The sequence below is a fragment of the Pseudomonas sp. KNUC1026 genome, assembly GCF_021650705.1.
GTDB lineage: Bacteria > Pseudomonadota > Gammaproteobacteria > Pseudomonadales > Pseudomonadaceae > Aquipseudomonas.
This window is the reverse complement of sequence record NZ_CP087138.1, coordinates 880666-897003: the sequence shown is the minus strand read 5'-3', so window position 1 is coordinate 897003 and position 16338 is coordinate 880666. Positions and strand designations below refer to the sequence as shown.

14 protein-coding genes and 1 pseudogene are annotated in these 16338 nt (G+C 65.4%); 7 read left to right on the top strand and 8 right to left on the bottom strand.

The window, feature by feature from the left end; translation table 11 throughout:
• Positions 1-26: 26 nt before the first annotated feature.
• The 6 genes from LN139_RS03855 to LN139_RS03830 are packed head-to-tail and all read right to left on the bottom strand — an operon-like array spanning position 27 to position 6017.
• The gene (locus tag LN139_RS03855) at positions 27-629 is read right to left on the bottom strand and encodes an amino acid synthesis family protein (protein WP_236358821.1); all 603 of its coding nucleotides are present in this window, start codon (positions 627-629) and stop codon (positions 27-29) included.
• 11 nt (positions 630-640) lie between these two features.
• A complete protein-coding gene (locus tag LN139_RS03850) occupies positions 641-1090 on the bottom strand; it encodes a VOC family protein (protein ID WP_236358819.1) in 450 nt (149 codons plus the stop codon).
• 16 nt (positions 1091-1106) lie between these two features.
• Positions 1107-2141 carry a WD40/YVTN/BNR-like repeat-containing protein gene (locus LN139_RS03845; RefSeq protein ID WP_236358817.1) on the bottom strand — a complete coding sequence of 345 codons (1035 nt, stop codon included), beginning with the start codon at positions 2139-2141 and terminating at the stop codon, positions 1107-1109.
• Positions 2142-2153: 12 nt separating this feature from the next.
• Positions 2154-2948, bottom strand: coding sequence for an SDR family NAD(P)-dependent oxidoreductase (locus tag LN139_RS03840; RefSeq protein ID WP_236358815.1), 795 nt, complete (start codon positions 2946-2948; stop codon positions 2154-2156).
• A gap of 26 nt (positions 2949-2974) precedes the next feature.
• A complete protein-coding gene (locus tag LN139_RS03835) occupies positions 2975-4465 on the bottom strand; it encodes an aldehyde dehydrogenase family protein (RefSeq protein ID WP_236358813.1) in 1491 nt (496 codons plus the stop codon).
• A gap of 10 nt (positions 4466-4475) precedes the next feature.
• Positions 4476-6017 carry an acetolactate synthase large subunit gene (locus tag LN139_RS03830; RefSeq protein ID WP_236358811.1) on the bottom strand — a complete coding sequence of 514 codons (1542 nt, stop codon included), beginning with the start codon at positions 6015-6017 and terminating at the stop codon, positions 4476-4478.
• A 232-nt stretch (positions 6018-6249) separates the two neighbouring features.
• On the opposite strand from LN139_RS03830, the gene LN139_RS03825 reads away from it, so the two are divergent.
• Positions 6250-7053, top strand: a complete 804-nt coding sequence (locus LN139_RS03825) for an IclR family transcriptional regulator (RefSeq protein WP_236358809.1) — start codon at positions 6250-6252, stop codon at positions 7051-7053.
• A 125-nt stretch (positions 7054-7178) separates the two neighbouring features.
• Here LN139_RS03825 and LN139_RS03820 read toward each other — a convergent pair whose 3' ends face one another.
• Positions 7179-8153: a helix-turn-helix domain-containing protein gene (locus tag LN139_RS03820; RefSeq protein ID WP_236358807.1), complete on the bottom strand. Its 975-nt coding sequence runs from the start codon at positions 8151-8153 to the stop codon at positions 7179-7181.
• Positions 8154-8364: 211 nt separating this feature from the next.
• Between LN139_RS03820 and LN139_RS03815 the strand changes: the two genes are divergently transcribed.
• The 3 genes and pseudogenes from LN139_RS03815 (at position 8365) to LN139_RS03805 (ending at position 11898) form a co-directional block, all read left to right on the top strand.
• On the top strand, positions 8365-9741 hold the full coding sequence (locus LN139_RS03815) for an aspartate aminotransferase family protein (protein WP_236358805.1): 1377 nt from the start codon (positions 8365-8367) through the stop codon (positions 9739-9741).
• 42 nt (positions 9742-9783) lie between these two features.
• Positions 9784-11237, top strand: a pseudogene (locus tag LN139_RS03810) (aldehyde dehydrogenase family protein).
• Between the two features lie 97 nt (positions 11238-11334).
• Positions 11335-11898, top strand: a complete 564-nt coding sequence (locus tag LN139_RS03805; protein WP_236358803.1) for a cytochrome b — start codon at positions 11335-11337, stop codon at positions 11896-11898.
• Positions 11899-11953: 55 nt separating this feature from the next.
• Here LN139_RS03805 and LN139_RS03800 read toward each other — a convergent pair whose 3' ends face one another.
• Complete coding sequence (locus LN139_RS03800) at positions 11954-13294, bottom strand: alginate export family protein (protein ID WP_236358801.1); 1341 nt, start codon at positions 13292-13294, stop codon at positions 11954-11956.
• A gap of 231 nt (positions 13295-13525) precedes the next feature.
• Between LN139_RS03800 and LN139_RS03795 the strand changes: the two genes are divergently transcribed.
• The 3 genes from LN139_RS03795 (at position 13526) to LN139_RS03785 (ending at position 16322) form a co-directional block, all read left to right on the top strand.
• Positions 13526-13918: a DUF6152 family protein gene (locus LN139_RS03795; protein WP_236358799.1), complete on the top strand. Its 393-nt coding sequence runs from the start codon at positions 13526-13528 to the stop codon at positions 13916-13918.
• Between the two features lie 71 nt (positions 13919-13989).
• Positions 13990-14772 carry a hypothetical protein gene (locus LN139_RS03790; RefSeq protein ID WP_236358797.1) on the top strand — a complete coding sequence of 261 codons (783 nt, stop codon included), beginning with the start codon at positions 13990-13992 and terminating at the stop codon, positions 14770-14772.
• Between the two features lie 35 nt (positions 14773-14807).
• Positions 14808-16322: an alpha/beta hydrolase domain-containing protein gene (locus LN139_RS03785; protein ID WP_236358795.1), complete on the top strand. Its 1515-nt coding sequence runs from the start codon at positions 14808-14810 to the stop codon at positions 16320-16322.
• The last annotated feature ends 16 nt before the right edge of the window (positions 16323-16338 follow it).

The window sequence follows — 16338 nt, the reverse complement described above, 5'->3', positions numbered from 1 at the left end:
GCAGGTTCCTCAAGGCCGGGTGGGTGTCAGGTCAAACCGTTGTCGCCCTTGATGTCGCCAGCAGCCAGGCCGCCCAGGCGCGCGCGCAGGCGGCCGCGGGTGGCGAAGGCCCAGATCACGATCACTTCATCGGGTGCCGGGCCGTCGCCGAACGACAGCGAGATCGTGTCGTAATGCGAGCGCACGTACAGCGCGTCCTTGTGCGCCAGCGGCACATCGATGGTGGCGCCGGGGCCGCCACGCTTGCCGGTGGACGGCACCCACGACTTGCCACCGCCGAGCGCCACGCGCACCGGGTCTGCTGCGGGGTTGGTGAGGAAGGCGTTGCCGTGTTCGTATTCGCCCTGGCTGCCGACCAGGCATGCCTTGCCGTAACTGACGATGGAACGCTCGCCGGCCAGCTCACGGATGCGCTCGCCGAAGGCCTCGCCCAATTGCGGCGAAGGCTGCACAAGTTCATCGAGGTTCTCGCTGAACTTGCCGGCGTAGGGGTTGTGGATCACCGCCGCGATGGCGTACTTGAACAGCGGCTCGCCATCGGCCAGCTGGCCGGATTCGTTGGCCAGGGTTTCCTCGACGAAACTGTGCCATTTGCGAATGTGGTAGCCGGCGAAGTTGGTAGGTTTCATCAATACGTTCCTTACAAAGGGTCCAGTTTGAAGTTCCGGCTGGGGGCGCCTGCGGCGTTGAACCGAGCCTTGGCCTGTGCGTCGTCGTGCTCGGTTTCCAGGAAGAACTCCATGCGGTTGCCGTCGGGGTCGTTGAAGTACAGGCCGTTGCCGATCTCGTGGTCGGTGATCTTGACGATCTCCACGCCCTTGGCCAGCAACATGCCGTAGAGCTGGCGCAGGGTGGTCATGTCGCCGTCGATCTCCAGCCCGTAGTGCTGCAGGCCCAGGCCGCCCTGGTGGGCGCCAGGGTCGGCCTTGATCAGTGCGATGTCGTGGTGCTTGCTACCGAAGGCCATCATGACCCAGCTCTCGCCCCGGGCACTTTCGTGCATGCCCAGCACATCGGCGTACCAGCGCGCGGACACCTCAGGGTCGGTGACGAACAGCGACAAGTGGGTACGAACGATTTCGACTTTCATGGGTGCGAACCTCCGTTCACTTGATGACCGACTGATGCCCTGCCTTGATGGTGGCCACAGCAGGGGTCCAGGCCACGTCGGCGATCTCGCTGAATTCGCGCCAGTGCTTCTGCCAGCTGTCGCCACCGTTTTCGGAGGTGAACAGGTGGCCGTACTTGGTGCCGGCCACCAGCTGGCGCGGGTTTTCCGGGTTGAAGGCAATCGCCCAGATGCACGAGTTCGGTTGCTGCGGCAGCGGCAGCACTTCCCAGCTCTGTGCTGCATCGCGGGAAATCAGCACCTTGCTGGTGGTGCCCGGGGTGCCGTCGGAGATGCTGATCAGCACGGTGCTTTCGCTGCCGGGCGGCGCGCTCATGGCGCGGGTGTAGTACAGGCCGAAGACTTCCTTGGTGATGATGCCGGTCCAGGTCTGGCCCTCGTCGACGCTGCGGTACACGGCGTTGACGCACACCACCACGATGACTTTCTGGCCGTTGTTGGGCAGCACCTGAATGCAGTGCACGTCGGAATTGAAGTCCCACAGCAGGCGGTCGTCGATGCGCTCGAAGGTCTCGCCACCGTCGCGGCTGTGGAACAGCCCGCCCTCTTCCAGGCCGAACCAGACCTGGTCGCGGTCGGTCGGGTCGTAGGCGAAGGCCAGCAGCCGCGGGCGGCTGACACCGTCGCAGAACTCGGGGATTTCCACCGGCACGCGGTACCAGCTTGCACCACCGTCGAGGGTGCGCCACAGCACCGCGCGCGAAGGCGCACCGGTGCCGACGAAGATGCGCTGGGCGTCCTGCGGGTCAACGGCGACTTTCCACACCGTCTGGCCGTTGAACGGGCTGTCCACCTGGTGCCAGGTGCCGCCGGTGTCGCTGCTGATGCACAGGCCGATGTCGGCGCCGGCGTAGATCGTGGCCGGATGCTGCGGGCTGAAGCTCAGCGAACGAGTGATGGCGTCGAACTCCATCTTCTGGTTCACGCCCAGGCGGTGCCAACTGCGGCCATCGTCTGCGCTGCGGATCACGGCCTGGCCGACGGTTGCGACCAGCAAGGTTCCATTGCTCATGGTGTGCGCTCCTTAGATGAAGATGCCGCGAGTCAGGCCGCCATCGATGCCGATGGATTCACCGGTGACCGCACCGGCCTTGGGCGAGGCGAGAAAGCCGATCAGCCAACCCATTTCGATGGGCTGCAAGGTGCGGCGGATGGGCGTGGCGTCGATGTAGGCCTGCTCCACCTGCTGCGGCGTCTTGTTCTGCTTCACGCCTTCACGCTCGTACAGCTCGTGGATGTGCGGGGTGTCGACCACGCCTGGGTGAATCAGGTTGACGGTGATGCCGTCCGGGCCGAGCTGGTCGGACAGGGTCTTGGTCATGTGGGCGATGGCCAGGTTGCGCATGCCCGAGAGCACCTTGCTGCCCCGGCCGGTGAGGCCGCCGATGTTGATGATGCGGCCAAAGCCTGCGGCCTTCATGTGCGGGGTCACGGCCTTGGCGCAGCGGAAGTAGCCGATCACCTTGGTGTTGAGGTCCGACAGCAGCTCGTCGTCGCCGGCGTGCTCGATGTCGTTGCGCACCACGCCCGACGGGGCGGCGGCGCCGTTGACCAGGATGTCGATGCGGCCGAAGTGGGCATGGGCCTGTTCGACCATGGTGTTCACCGCTTGCATGTCATTGGTGTCGCAGAACAGCGGCAGCACTTCGTTGCCGGTCTCGGCGGTGATTTCCGCTGCGGCTTCTTCCAGGTACGGCATGCGGCGCGCGCAGATGACCACCTTGCAGCCTTCCTGGGACAAAAAGCGGGCGACTTCCTTGCCGATCCCCATGCCGCCGCCGGTAACGATGGCCACTCGGTTTTGCAGTTGCAGATCCATGTTCAGTCCTCGTGTCGTGTTGTGGGTCAGGCCAGGTCGACGTAGACGCTTTTGGTCTCGGTGTAGGCGTCGATGACGTTCTTGCCCATTTCCCGGCCCCAGCCGGATTGCTTGTAGCCGCCGAACGGTGAGGCCGGGTCGACCACGTTCCAGCAGTTGATCCAGACCGAGCCGGCCTTGAGTTGCGCGGCCAGGCGGTGCGCAGCGCGCAGGTCGTTGGTCCACAGGCCTGCGGCCAGGCCGTAAGGCGAGTCGTTGGCGCGGGCCACCAGTTCTTCGGGCTCCGACCAGCTCATCACAGTCAGCACCGGGCCGAAGATTTCCTCGCGGGCCACGCAGGCACGCTCCTGGCGATCGAGGAACACGCTGGGCTCGATGAAGTGGCCTTGCTCAAGGTGCTCGGGGCGCTGGCCGCCGCAGATCAGCTCGGCGCCCTCTTCCACGCCGCGGCGCAGGTAACCCTGCACGGTGTTGAGCTGGCGCAGCGAAACCACCGGGCCGAGGGTGGTGGCCGGGTCCAGGCCCGGGCCGATCACGTGGGAACGGGCATGGCGGCTCAGTTCATCGAGCACCGGCTCCAGCACCGACTCGTGAACGTACAGGCGCGAGCCGGCGGTGCAGACCTGGCCCTGGTTGTAGAAGATGCCGTCGGCCGCGCCCTTGGCAGCGCGCTTGATGTCGGCGTCGGGCAGGATGATGTTCGGCGACTTGCCGCCCAGCTCGAGCGACACCTTCTTCATGTTGCCGGTGGCGTCCTGGGCGATCAGGCGGCCCACTTCGGTTGAGCCGGTGAAGGCGATCTTGTCGACGTCCGGGTGCCGCGCCAGTGGCGAGCCGATGCGCGAGCCCTGGCCGGTGAGCAGGTTGACCACGCCGGCCGGGAAGCCTGCCGCTTCGACCAACTGCACCAGGCGAATGGCGACCAGCGGGGTCTGCTCGGCGGGCTTGAGAATCGCCGTGCAACCGGTCGCCAGCACTGGGCCAAGCTTCCACACGCACATGGTCAGCGGGAAGTTCCACGGCACGATCAGGGCGCACACGCCCACCGGTTCACGCAGGGTGTAGTTGAGCATCGGGTTGCCGCTGGCCGGCGACACCGGCACGGTGCTGCCTTCGATCTTGGTCGGCCAGCCGGCGAAGTAGCGGATGATGTTGGCGGCGCTGGCCGCCTCGCCCCGTGCGTTGGCGATGGGCTTGCCGTTTTCGAGGGTGATCAGCTGCGCCAGCTCTTCGTTGTGCTGCTCCAGCAGCTCGGCCAGGCGCAGCATCAGCAGGCTGCGGCGCACAGCCGAGCATTGGCGCCATGGCCCTTCGAAGGCGGCCTTGGCCGCTGCTACGGCATCGTTGACGTCCGCTTCGCCGGCGCGGGCCACGGTGTTGACGATGGAAAGGTCCGCCGGGTTCTCCACCGGGCAGTCGCCGCCGTCGCGGGCGGCCTGCCAGCTGCCGCCGATGAACAGCTTGCCCGGCTGGCTGAGAAACGCCCGGACTTCGGGCAGAAGTTGCAGTGTGCTCATGTGCTTGTCCTCAGAGGGCCATTTCGATCAGGAAGGGGCCGTTCGATGCTTTGGCGTCGGCCAGCGCGCGGTGCAGGTCACCGTTGCTGTGCACGGTGGTGGCCGGCACGCCGTAGCCTTTGGCCAGGGCTTTCCAGTCCACGCGCGGGCGGTCCAGTTCGGTCAGGCTCAGGGCCTGCGGGCCGAACTCGGTCACGCCGAAGCGGCGCAGTTCGTTCTGCAGAATCGCGTAGCGGTGGTTGGCGGCGATCAGGATCACCACCGGCAGTTGTTCGCGGGCGATGCTCCAGAGGGTCTGGATGGTGTATTGGGCGCTGCCGTCCGATTGCAGGCAGAACACCGGCGTGCCGCGCTCGGCCAGGGCCGCGCCGAAACCGACCGGTATCCCCTGGCCGATGGCGCCGCCGGTGTTGGTCATCACCCGGTGCCGTTCGGCGCGTGCGGAGGCGGTGAAGAACGGGTAGCCGCAGGTGCCGCCCTCGACCGAGACGATGCTGTCGCGTGGCAAGGCCGCAGCCAGCACACGCCCGACCGATTGCGGCGACAGGGCTTCGTTGGCATCGGGCAGTTCCACGCCGATCGGCGCGGGTGGGCAGGCCGGCGCCTGGAGTGCTTCGGCGAGCGCCGCGAGGGCACCGCTGACGTCCTCACCGACACCTGCCAGTTGCAGCAGGCGGTCGGTTTCAGCCAGGCGCGAGGGGATGCCTTCGTAGCCGAAGTAGCTGATCGGTTCGGGCACGCCGGCACACACCACGGCGTCGTACTGGTCGAGGATGCCGATGGCCACTTCCGGGAAGTACGGCAGGCGGTCCAGGTCTGGCAGGCCGCCGCCACGCAGGCTCAGGCGCGGGAAGGTTTCGGCGAACAGTTTGACCCCCGGCAGTTGCGCCAGGCGCCCCGCCGCTTGCAGGCCGGCTTCGCTCAGGCCTTCGTCACCGACGATGAACACCAGCTTGCGGCCGGCGCGCAGGGCAGACGCCACCTGCTCGACCTGGTCGCCGGCAAAGCGCCGAACCGGCGCTGCCAGCGGGCTGAAGCGCGGGGTGCCGGTGACTTCACGGGCTTGCAGGTCCATCGGCAGGATCAGGCTGGCGATGCGGCCCGAAGGCTGCCAGGCCGAACGCACGGCGGCTTGTACGTCTTCGCCCAGGCCGTCGGTGGACCTGGAGGTGCGCACCCAGCTCGACACGGCGCCAGCCAGGGCGGTGATGTCGCTGGCCAGGGGCGGGTCGTAGTTCACGTGCCAGGAGGCGTGGTCGCCGATCACGTTGACGATGGGCGTGTTGGCCCGGCGAGCGTTGTGCAGGTTGGCGATGCCGTTGGCAAAGCCTGGGCCCAGGTGGGTCAGGGTCATGGCCGGGCGCCCGGTGATACGGCCGTAGCCGTCGGCGGCGCCTGTGCACACTCCTTCGAACAACGACAACACCGGCTTGAGCCCTGGCTCGCTGGCCAATGCCGCCACCAGCGGGATTTCAGTGGTTCCCGGATTGGCGAAGCAGTATTCGATACCGCTGGCCACCGCTGCTTTCACCAGTAATTGCGCGCCATTCATTTTTATACCCCTCGGAGTTCGGCCGCTTCAGATGGGGAGATTTATCACATAGAAAAATCACTCAAACAACATTTATTTTTGCAATTTACTCATATTTTGAGATTTAAGAGTTTTTAAAATGCTTCAAATGGCCGCACCCTTCTGTTTTTCTCAAGGCATATCCCCTATCCTTTGCCCCTTGCAGACGTGGGCCTGGCCCACTGCCCAGCCCACGCCCAATCCCAGGAGCAACATGAGTAGCCTGAGCAAGATGCTGAGCGTGCTGGACCTGTTCGGGCCCACCGCGCTGAAAGTCGACCCAGATTCCATCGCCACACGCATGGGGCTTTCACGGGCCACGGTGTACCGCTACGTGAAGGACCTGTGCGAGGCGGGGTTACTGGTGCGGGTGGATGCCGGGAGTTACAGCCTGGGGCCGCGCATCATCGAGCTGGACTGGATGATGCGGCTGTACGACCCGATCCTGGTGGCCGGGCGCGAGCTGATGCATGAGCTGTCGAACGAAACGGGGCTGGCCGTGTTCGCCAGCGTTTTCTACGACAGCCGGATGATCAACACCTACATCGCCGAGCCCACCGACACCTACCAGTTCGCCTTCGGCCGCGGGCAGCCGTTGCCGTTCTTTCGCGGGGCGCAGTCGAAGGTGCTGGTGGCCTATCAGAAGAACCGGCGCTTGCAGCGTTTGTACGAGGAGCACCTGGCGGTCGACCCGGGCCGCCTTCATGACTGGGACAGTTTTTCCAAAGCCGCCCGCAAGATTCGCAAGGATGGCTTTTGCGTGACCCATGACGAACTCAACCTGGGGCTGACGGGTATCGCAGCGCCGGTGTTCAGCGGGGTGGGGGAAGAGATTCTCGGGAGTGTGGCGGCGGTGGGCACCAGCGCCAACTTTCAGCTGCTGCGCCAGGAAGCGGTCACCGAGCGGATCGTCGACACCGCCCGGCGCATCGGCGAGCGGTTGCAGCGGCGCGGCAAGGCGCCGGCGCCCAGGGCAAGGGCTACCGGGCAGGTGGCGGCGGCCAGCGTCGGCTTGTAGATTGATCTGCGCCCCTTTTGTTGGACACCGTCGCGCGGCAAGCCGCCCTCCCACCGGGAGCAAGAGCGGCGCACTTCTTACCCCGTGGGAGGCCGGCTTGCCGGGCGACGGGTAACGGGCGACGCTCAGGCCAAAGCGGCGCTCGCGAGCGTGGCGCGTGGGGTGTGCGACGGTAGCTCGGCGAACAATTCGTGGTATTCGGCGGCGAAGTGGCTCAGGTGATAGAACCCCCACTGGCCGGCCGCATCCCCTACCGACAGCTGGGCAGCCCGGGTAGACATCAGCGCGCGGCGCACGCCGTTGAGCCGCACGCAGCGCATGTAGTTCAGGGGCGTGGTTTCAGCCACGGCCTGGAAGCTGTTCTGCACCGTGCGCCGGCTCACGTTCAAGCGCTCGCACAGCTCGACCACACTCGGCGCGTGGCTCTTCTCGGTGGTTGCCAGGCGGTGGCATTTCTCGACGATGAAGCTGCGCGTGGAGCTGGGGTTGCGCTGGGCCTTGTCGCACCCGGGGTCGGTCATCAAATGCAGCAGCTCGCCGAGCATCGCCTGCTCCAGCGCGCAATCGTGCGCCAGCGCTTCGGCACCGCTGAGCCCCTCGCCCTCCAGTGCCTGTGAAAACACCCCCAGCAAACGCTCCCGCGCCAACGCCAGGCGCTGCGGCGCAACGCGAATCACGGGCTGGCGCAACAACTGACGCAAGGCCCTGGGCGAGGCGGTTTGCGCCAGTGTGCGCTCGAACAGCTCCTGCTCGAAGGTGATCGACAACAGCTTCATGCCCTTGGGCATGTGGAACATGAATTCTTCCCCACCCTGCAAAAAGAACAGGCTGCTGTCATCGGCTTCCCGCCCCTGCATCCTCACCGCGCCAGGCACGGTGATCGGCACCGCGAAACACATCTTGCCCTTCGGCGCCACGCCGTGCTGCACCACGCGCTGGTTGATCTGCTCGACAAACAAGTGGCACCCCGGCGTCGCCATCTGCATGAGCGAGCTTTCCGTGGAGCCAGCGGTGAGCTGGTTGTAAGCCTGGTTCCACTGCAGCACGGTGGCAGCGTGAGCATGGACGTCATGGAAATGGCTGATCGTTGGGCTGGTCATGAGTTCGGAGGCCTTGGTTGAAGGGTACTTTCTTCGGATGCCTTTTTTTGCACGAGTCTCACATGGAGAGAATAATGTTCGCACCCTTCGGGATTGTCAATGCACTGATTTCAAAGCCCCGGACCCACTCAACGTGCCGATTCGGGTTAACGGCCGGCTGCGCGCTGTGCCCATGATCGGGCCACAACAATCGATACCCGATGAGGTCGTCATGAGTGAGTCCCAATTTGAAGCGCTGCACTTCGCCGATGCACCGAAAATGGTCAGCGGCGACGTGCCTGGCCCTCGCACCGCCGAAGCGCTGGCGCTGTCGGCGCGGACCGAGTCCATGGCTCGCGGTGGCGGGCGCATGCCGGTGGCGATGGACAGCGCCTTCGGCGCAACCTTCAGGGACGTCGACGGCAACACCTACATCGACCTTTCCGCAGGCGTAGGCGTGAGCAGCGTCGGCCGTTGCCACCCGAAGGTGGTGCAAGCCATACGCCAACAATCCGAAGTGCTGATGCACGCGCTCGAAATCAACAGCACCCGGCGCACGGAATTGGCCGCCAAGATGTCCGAAATCGCGCCGGACGGGCTGCGCGGCGACTGCGTGACCTTCTTCACCCAGAGCGGCAGCGACGCGCTGGAGGCCGCAGTGAAATTCGCCCGGCGCGTCACCGGCAGGCATCAGATCATCGCTTTCCATGGCGGCTACCACGGCGTGTGGAGTGCCTCCGGCGCGCTCACCACCGGCACCGCCTACCGCAAAGGCTACGGCCCACAGATGGGCGGGGTGATCCACGCGCCCTACCCCTACGCCTACCGCTTCCCGTTCGACACCACCCACAAGAGCGCCGAACAGATCGCGGGCGAATACGTCGACTACCTGCTCAACACTCCCTACACCGCTGCCGACGACGTGGCGGCGGTGATCGTCGAGCCGGTGCAGGGTGAAGGCGGCTACGTGCCGCCCTCGCCTGAATTCCTGCAACTGCTGCGCAAGGCCTGCGACCGTAGTGGCGCCCTGCTGATCGTCGACGAAGTGCAGTCCGGCGCGGGCCGCACCGGCAAGATGTGGGCTGTGGAGCACACCGGCGTGAAGCCCGACATGCTGACCTTCGGCAAGGGCATCGGCAGCGACCTGCCGATGGCCGGGCTGATCATGCGCTCGGACCTGGCGGCGAAAATACCCGACGGTTCGATGCCCAACACCTTCGCCGCCAACTCGCTCTCATCCGCCGTGGCGCTGACCAACATCAGCCTGCTGCAAGACCCTGAACTGGACCTGCTCAACCGCGCCCACGCCTTGGGCGAGGAAGCCCAGGCGCGCATCCGCAGCTTCAACAGCCCGCTGGTGGGCGAAGTGCGCGGCCGCGGCCTGATGATCGGCATCGAACTGGTGGAGGACCCGGTCACCAAGGCACCGTTGCCGGGCGAAAAGATCGGCCAGCTGATGGGCTACCTGGTCAGCCACGGTGTGCTGATGATCCCCTGCGGCCGCTACGGCAACGTGATGCGCGTGATGCCGTCGCTCACGATCTCGCGTTCGCTGTTCTTCAAGGCCCTGGACATCTTCGGCGATGCCCTGGCGACGCTAAAGGCCTGAGCCGCCTGCCCGACATACTTTCCATACCCTGCGGAGCCCTACATGACCGAGCACCTGAATCACTTCATCGCCGGCGCCAGCGCCGAAGCCTCCGACGGCCGCCGTATCGACCTGATCAGCCCCGTCGATGAAAAAACCTACGGCAGCTGCGCACGCGGCACCGCGCAGGACGTCAACCGCGCCGTTAAAGCCGCGCACGACCAACTCGAAGGTGGCCCCTGGAGCCAACTCACCGGCGCCCAGCGCGGGCAGTTGTTGCTCAGGCTGGCCGACCTGGTGGAGCGTGATGCCGAACAGCTCGCCGACATGGACGCCAACGCCATCGGCCGCTCGCCGATGGAGCCACGGCGCATGGACCTGCCCAACGTCCTGGCCAACTTGCGTGCTTCCTCGGGCTGGGCCAACCAGCTCGAAGGCCGGACCATCCCCACCGGTGGCTATTTCGGCAGCAAGACCCTCTCGTACACCGTGCGTGAACCGATCGGCGTGGTCGGGGCCATCGTGCCGTGGAATTCACCACTGATGATTACCGTGTGGAAGCTGGCTGCCCTGCTCGCGGCCGGCTGCACCGTGGTGATCAAGCCCTCGGAAGAAACCCCGCAGTCGGCGCTGCACCTGGCGGCGCTGGCCAAGGAAGCGGGCTTTCCCGATGGCGTGATCAACGTGGTCACCGGCTACGGCGCTGAAGTGGGCCGCGCGCTGTGCGAGCACCCGGACGTGGCCAAGATCAGCTTCACCGGCAGCCCCGAGGCGGGCCGCGAGATCCAGCGCACCGCTGGCGTGCTGTTCAAGCGTGTAGCACTGGAGCTGGGCGGCAAGAGCCCGCAGATCGTCTTCGACGACGCTTCTTTCGACGATGCCTTGCGCGGCTGCGCCTTGGGCCTGTTCGTCAACCAGGGGCAAATCTGCGCCTCGGGCTCGCGCATCCTGGTGCAGCGCGGCATTGCCGAACGCTTCGCCGCAGCGCTGGCGGATGCGGCCAATGCCATCAACGTGGGCGACCCGCGCGAGGCCGATGTGCAGATGGGCCCGGTGGCCAAGAAGGCGCAGTTCGAGCGCGTGAACCGTTACGTGCAATTGGGCATCGACCAGGGCGCCACGCTGTTGGCCGGGGGCGTTTCCAATCCCGAACAAGGCTGGTTCGTGCGCCCGACGATCTTTGCCAATGCCAGAAACGACATGGCTATCGCTCGCGACGAGATTTTCGGCCCGGTTGGCACCATTATCGCTTTCGATACCGAGGCAGAGGCCATCGCCCTGGCCAACGACTCGGCCTACGGCCTTGCCGCTACGGTGTGGACAACCGACCTGGTTCGAGCGCATCGTGTCGCCGCTGCGGTCAAGGCCGGGGCTGTGGGCGTGAATTGCTGGAGCCCGCTGGATGCGAACCTGCCCTGGGCGGGATCAAGACCAGCGGCATCGGCCGTGAAGGCGGGATCAGTGGCGCGGTGGCCTATACCGAAGAGAAGGTCATCACCGTATTGCTACCTGGCTGAAGTTGAAACTGTCACCCCATCCACCTTCGGGACCGTGCCCTGAGGTGGAACCCGGTGTATCTCGAAAGCGGCATATAAGATCAGTGGAGAGCCAAAGATGAACTCGATTGACCAAAAACAAACAGATCGCTACCCGACATCCCTACGCGTTTTACACTGGGTGCGCGCCGTACTCATTCTTGGCCTGCTCTGGGCAGGCTGGCACATGACCGGCATGGCTGACGAAGTCCCGAGCAAGTACGAGCTGTATTACCCCTGGCACAAATGCTTCGGCGTGCTGACCTTCCTGGTGGTGATCACGCAGATCATCCTGCGCATGAAAACCCCGCAGTTGCCGGTGCCCCCACTCACCCTCGCCCCCTACGAACGCTTTCTGTCGCGCTGGATTCAGCGGGCGATGTACGCCCTGGCGGTGATCGTGCCGTTGATGGGCTATTCGATGTCCAGCACCTACACCATGAGCGACGGGGTGTTCTTCTTCGGCGTGAACCTGCCTGAGCTGCTGCCCAAGAACGATGACTGGTTCGTGGTGTTCCAGTGGCTGCACAAGACCCTGGCCTATACCCTGCTGGCGCTGGTGGTGCTGCACGTGGTCGGTGCGCTGAAGCACCGGTTCGATGATCGCGATCCCCGCAACGACGTACTGCGTCGCATGCTCTGAATCCCTTCTCCCGGCGGCGAGGGCCTTGCGCCCTCGCCCCGTCTTTGTGATCGCCTCAGTAAGTCGCCCACACGATGAATTGGAAGTACGTGTTGGTCGAGGCATTGTTGCTTTGCAGGCCACCATTGCCCTGCCACTTGTCCGGCTTGTAGAAGCCCAGCAGCGGCGAAAGCGTGATGTTGTCGGTCACCGCCCAATCCAGAAACAGGTCCACCTCACGGGCGCTCACGTCCAGCTCGCTGCGCCGCGACATCTGGTGGTAGTCGAAGGCCATGGCGTTGAGGGTCAGGGTTTCGGTGGGCTTGACCGAGAACAGCACGTCATTGATGGACATGTTGGAGGTCACCGAGCCTGCGTAGTTGGCCGCCACTTCACCCTGGAAACGCTTGCGAAAGCCGCCCTGGAAGAGGAAGTCCCAGCCTTCGGAATAGCGCGAATAGCGGTAGCTGACGGTGGGCTGCCAGGCGACGTCGGTGAAGGTGTAGCCGGCATCGAAGTACATGGCGCGCTGCGAACCTGAAGACTTTTCCTGGCGGGCGAACTCGATGGCGAAGTCGGCGTTCTCGATGCCGGCGTTGCCTTGCCCGCGCAGGCTGTAGACGTTCATGCCCTTGCGTTCGAGGCGATCGGCGAAGGCGTAGCGTTTGTCGACGTCCAGCCCGTGCAGGTAGGTAGCCCCGACCGTGCCGTAGGCGGTGGTGTAGTCCAGGGTGCCGCCGGCCACCTCGGTCTTGGATTGCCCCGGGTTGCCGGATTTAAGCCACAGCACACTGCCGTGCAGCCCGTCGCTGCCGCCCAGCTTCAACACCGCGGTGTTGCCGAACGCCAGCCGCTGGCCGAGGTAGAACGCGCCGCCACGGTCGAAATGGCCTGCGGGCATGCCTTCGGCGGGGTTGAAGCCTTTGCCGGGGTTGAAGCCGTCGTCGGTGACCAGAAAGCCCTCGCCCACCGTCACCAGTTGCCGGCCCATGGAAAAGTCCACCCCGTCCTGGCCCAGCGCCGGGAACAGGTCGCCGGACTTCCAGCCGAGGAACGCATCCTCCACCGAGGTTCTGCGCTCGTCGCCCGTGGTGATGCCGCCAGCATCGCCGTCGCCCCAGGTGCCGGTGCTGATCAGGTTGAAAGCGCCGTAGACCGAGCCTGCGCCAAGCTTGTCGGTGTGCCCGCTGAAGCCATATTTGGCGAAGCCCTCCTGCCAGCGCATTTTGCCGGCGGGCGCGTCGGGGCTGACGATGTAGTTCTGCTGGGTGCCGAACGCGCCATAGCCGGCCCAGAGGTCGGCGTTGAACACGGTGCTGCCTTCACCCTCGCTGTAGAGCGTGTAGGCCGGTGCCTGCGATGCCAGCGAGCACAGAGCGGCCAACGAAAGCAAAGGGATGTGGCGGGGGCTGCGCATGGGTTTTCTCCTGTTTTTATAGTTATCGAGCCAGCCTGGAGTGTTCCGGCACAGCCAAGCGATGCGCTAACCCAAATCAGCAACGGTGGCAGGGGTTTTCGCGCACTGTTTTTGTTCATTCAGGCGCACGATCTGGCACATCAACCATTGCCATTTCGGGCTACCGCCCCACAACAGCCTTGCCCGTATGCTTTGGCCATAAGAACGCATAAGAACACCGAGGCCACCGTAATGACCCTTCCGTCTTCCCGCCATGCAGTGCGTCGAGGCCTTGGCTGGCTCGCCGTTGCGGCCTGCACCACGCTCCCCCTCGCCGCATCGGCGCACCACTCCTTCGCTCTGTTCGACCAGACCCAGACGCTGACCATCAAAGGCACTGTGCAGCGCTACGCCTGGACCAACCCGCACGTGACGATCTACATCGACAGCCCCGGCCCACCCGAGCAGCGCTACAAGATCGAGACCGGCAGCGTCAACGCACTGCAACGCGCCGGCTGGACCGCCGATTCGATCAAGGAAGGCGCCGAGGCCGAGGTCTCCTACAAGCCGCTGAAGAACGGTGACCCCGGCGGGCTGCTGGTGGAGATCAAGATGGGTGATGTGGTGCTGACCGGCGGCGGTTGAGCCACACCGCCTGCCCGCTTTTACCAACGCACCATGCGCCACTGAACCGCCCGCAGCCTGGAGACGTATCCATGAAACCGATCCGCACCTTGAGTACGGCAGCGTTGTGCCTGGGCGTGGCCCTGGCCGCCGCTGCCTCGTCAGCCAGCGCCGCCACCGCGCCGAAGGCGCCCAGCGACAAGCACAGCGCTGCCGCTCGCCCCGACATCAGCGGCACCTGGGAACGCACCCCGGACGACTGGTTCGGCGAGAACCCCGACGACCCGGTGTTCCCCGGCGGGCCGATGCCGCTGAAGGCGCCCTACGCCGAGCAGTTCGCCGCGCTGAAGAAAAAGGAAGCCGCCGCCAACGAAGCCGGCACCCCCATCGCCACCACCAGCTCACGCTGCCTGCCCGAGGGCATGCCGACCTTGATGGCCGGCCTGTTCCCGCTGCAGATCATCCATGACGACAAGCAGGTCGTGGTGCTGGGCGAATACCTGCAGCAGGTGCGGCGGATCATCCTCGACCAGCCGATGCCGCCGCTGAACAAGCTCAACCCGGCCTACCAGGGCCACTCCCGCGGCCACTGGGAAGGCGACACGCTGGTAGTGGAAACCCAGCGGGTGCGCACCGACGTGGCCTTCTACGACGCCCCCCACAGCGAGCAGATGAAGATCACCGAACGTATCCGCCTCAAAGGCCCGGACCACCTCGAAGACCAGGTGGTGATCGAAGACCCGGTGGTGCTGGAGAAGCCCTATCGCTTCACCTTCGACTACAAACGCTCCAACTACGCCATCCAGGAATACGTCTGCGAGAACAACCAGATCGTGATCGACAGCGAGGGCAAGGCGAGCCTCAGCCACGAGTGACGTACCTGTAACTGCGAACCCATGAAGGTGATCGGATGCCAAGCCTTACAACAACAAGAAAAGGCGTTTTGCGCCCGACGCTGTACTTCGCGCTGCTGTGCTCGGCCCTGCCGCTGCATGCCGCCCCGCAGGTACCGCGCATGCCCACGGCCGTGGCCGTGCCCGCGTCAGGCCAGTTGCCGCTGTCGTCGGCGCTGCGCCAGGGCACCGAGTACAGCGACCTGGCCCACTACGGCTACGTAGAGCAGGAGTTCTACCTGCAAGGGGTGGCGCCGGCCATCAACGCCTCGGGCCAGAACCTGCTGGACGCCCCTTACACCACGCGCATTCTGGTGCGCCGCCCGGCAGACCCTGCGCGCTTCAACGGCACGGTGGTGATCGAGCCGTTCAGCTGGTTCGGCGAGCGCGCTGCCGGCTGGATCCTCACCCGCGATTACCTGCTCAGCCACGGCTATGCCTACGTGGGCTACACGCTGAACATGAACCAGCCGAAGGTGGACCCCAAGTTCATCTCGCCCACCCCGCAAGAAGAAGCCGACCAGATCGCCCAGTACGGCAAGATCGTGAACTTCGAGTTCATGCGCCGCTTCGACTACGCCCGCTACGCACCGCTGGGCAGCTACTACGACCCTGAGCGTTTCACCCGCGGCGATGGCCCGGACCCCTTCGTGCCGCAGTCCCAGGGCATCGGCGCGCAGCTGGCGCTGCTGCTCAAGACCCCGGCGCAACAGGGACCAATGGCAGGCCTTGCGGTCAAGCGGGTATACGTCGACAGCTGGGCGGTGACCGCCCAGGTGTGGATGGACTACCTCGACCAGGGCCGCCACCAGCAGTGGCGCATGCCCGACGGCTCGCCGCTGATCGACGCCTACATGACCGGCCGCATGGCCTACGGCGAGGTGGGCGGCGAGGTGCTGCGGGTGCCTCGGCACATGCCCGACAACGTGCCGTTCGTGACGGTGTTCAGCCAGTCCGAGGCGATGCACGACATCCTCGAAGGCATCGCATTGCCGGCCGATACCGACCAGCCGCAACAGCGCTACTACGAAGTCACCGGCATGCCGCACCTGCGCCTGGCCGACCTTGGCACCGAGCACACCGAGCACTTTGCCGCCGACGTGGGCAAAGGCGATGACCCGCGCTGCCAGACGCTCTACGACGAGCCGGTGCAAATGGTGGTGGCGGCGCTGCTCGACGGCATGGACCGCTGGGTGCGCGACGGCAAGCCGATGCCGCGCGCGCCGCGCCTTGAGCGCCAGGGCAGGCAGCCGGTGCGCGACCCCGCCGACGGTAACCTCGTAGGCGGTGTGCGCCCGCCGTGGGTGCAGGTGCCCAGTGCCAGCTACCTGACCGACCAGGAGACCGGTTGCGGCCTGGTGTACGACACCAAGCTGCCCTACTCGCGCGAAGCGCTGCGCCAGCGCTACGGCGATTTCGACCACTACCAGCAGCAGTTCGAAGCCGCCAGGGCGGTTTCGGTCGAGCAGGGCTACCTGTTACCGGAAGACGCCGCGCGGCTGCACCCGGTGGCCACGCCAAAAGACTTCTAACCGCATTCGGGAGCAT

What these genes read in the sequence shown, in the direction of transcription:
- LN139_RS03855 (WP_236358821.1), bottom strand. Translation starts at nt 629, where the DNA reads ATGAAACCTACCAACTTCGCCGGCTACCACATTCGCAAATGGCACAGT.
- LN139_RS03850 (WP_236358819.1), bottom strand. Translation starts at nt 1,090, where the DNA reads ATGAAAGTCGAAATCGTTCGTACCCACTTGTCGCTGTTCGTCACCGAC.
- LN139_RS03845 (WP_236358817.1), bottom strand. Translation starts at nt 2,141, where the DNA reads ATGAGCAATGGAACCTTGCTGGTCGCAACCGTCGGCCAGGCCGTGATC.
- LN139_RS03840 (WP_236358815.1), bottom strand. Translation starts at nt 2,948, where the DNA reads ATGGATCTGCAACTGCAAAACCGAGTGGCCATCGTTACCGGCGGCGGC.
- LN139_RS03835 (WP_236358813.1), bottom strand. Translation starts at nt 4,465, where the DNA reads ATGAGCACACTGCAACTTCTGCCCGAAGTCCGGGCGTTTCTCAGCCAG.
- LN139_RS03830 (WP_236358811.1), bottom strand. Translation starts at nt 6,017, where the DNA reads ATGAATGGCGCGCAATTACTGGTGAAAGCAGCGGTGGCCAGCGGTATC.
- LN139_RS03825 (WP_236358809.1), top strand. Translation starts at nt 6,250, where the DNA reads ATGAGTAGCCTGAGCAAGATGCTGAGCGTGCTGGACCTGTTCGGGCCC.
- LN139_RS03820 (WP_236358807.1), bottom strand. Translation starts at nt 8,153, where the DNA reads ATGACCAGCCCAACGATCAGCCATTTCCATGACGTCCATGCTCACGCT.
- LN139_RS03815 (WP_236358805.1), top strand. Translation starts at nt 8,365, where the DNA reads ATGAGTGAGTCCCAATTTGAAGCGCTGCACTTCGCCGATGCACCGAAA.
- LN139_RS03805 (WP_236358803.1), top strand. Translation starts at nt 11,335, where the DNA reads ATGAACTCGATTGACCAAAAACAAACAGATCGCTACCCGACATCCCTA.
- LN139_RS03800 (WP_236358801.1), bottom strand. Translation starts at nt 13,294, where the DNA reads ATGCGCAGCCCCCGCCACATCCCTTTGCTTTCGTTGGCCGCTCTGTGC.
- LN139_RS03795 (WP_236358799.1), top strand. Translation starts at nt 13,526, where the DNA reads ATGACCCTTCCGTCTTCCCGCCATGCAGTGCGTCGAGGCCTTGGCTGG.
- LN139_RS03790 (WP_236358797.1), top strand. Translation starts at nt 13,990, where the DNA reads ATGAAACCGATCCGCACCTTGAGTACGGCAGCGTTGTGCCTGGGCGTG.
- LN139_RS03785 (WP_236358795.1), top strand. Translation starts at nt 14,808, where the DNA reads ATGCCAAGCCTTACAACAACAAGAAAAGGCGTTTTGCGCCCGACGCTG.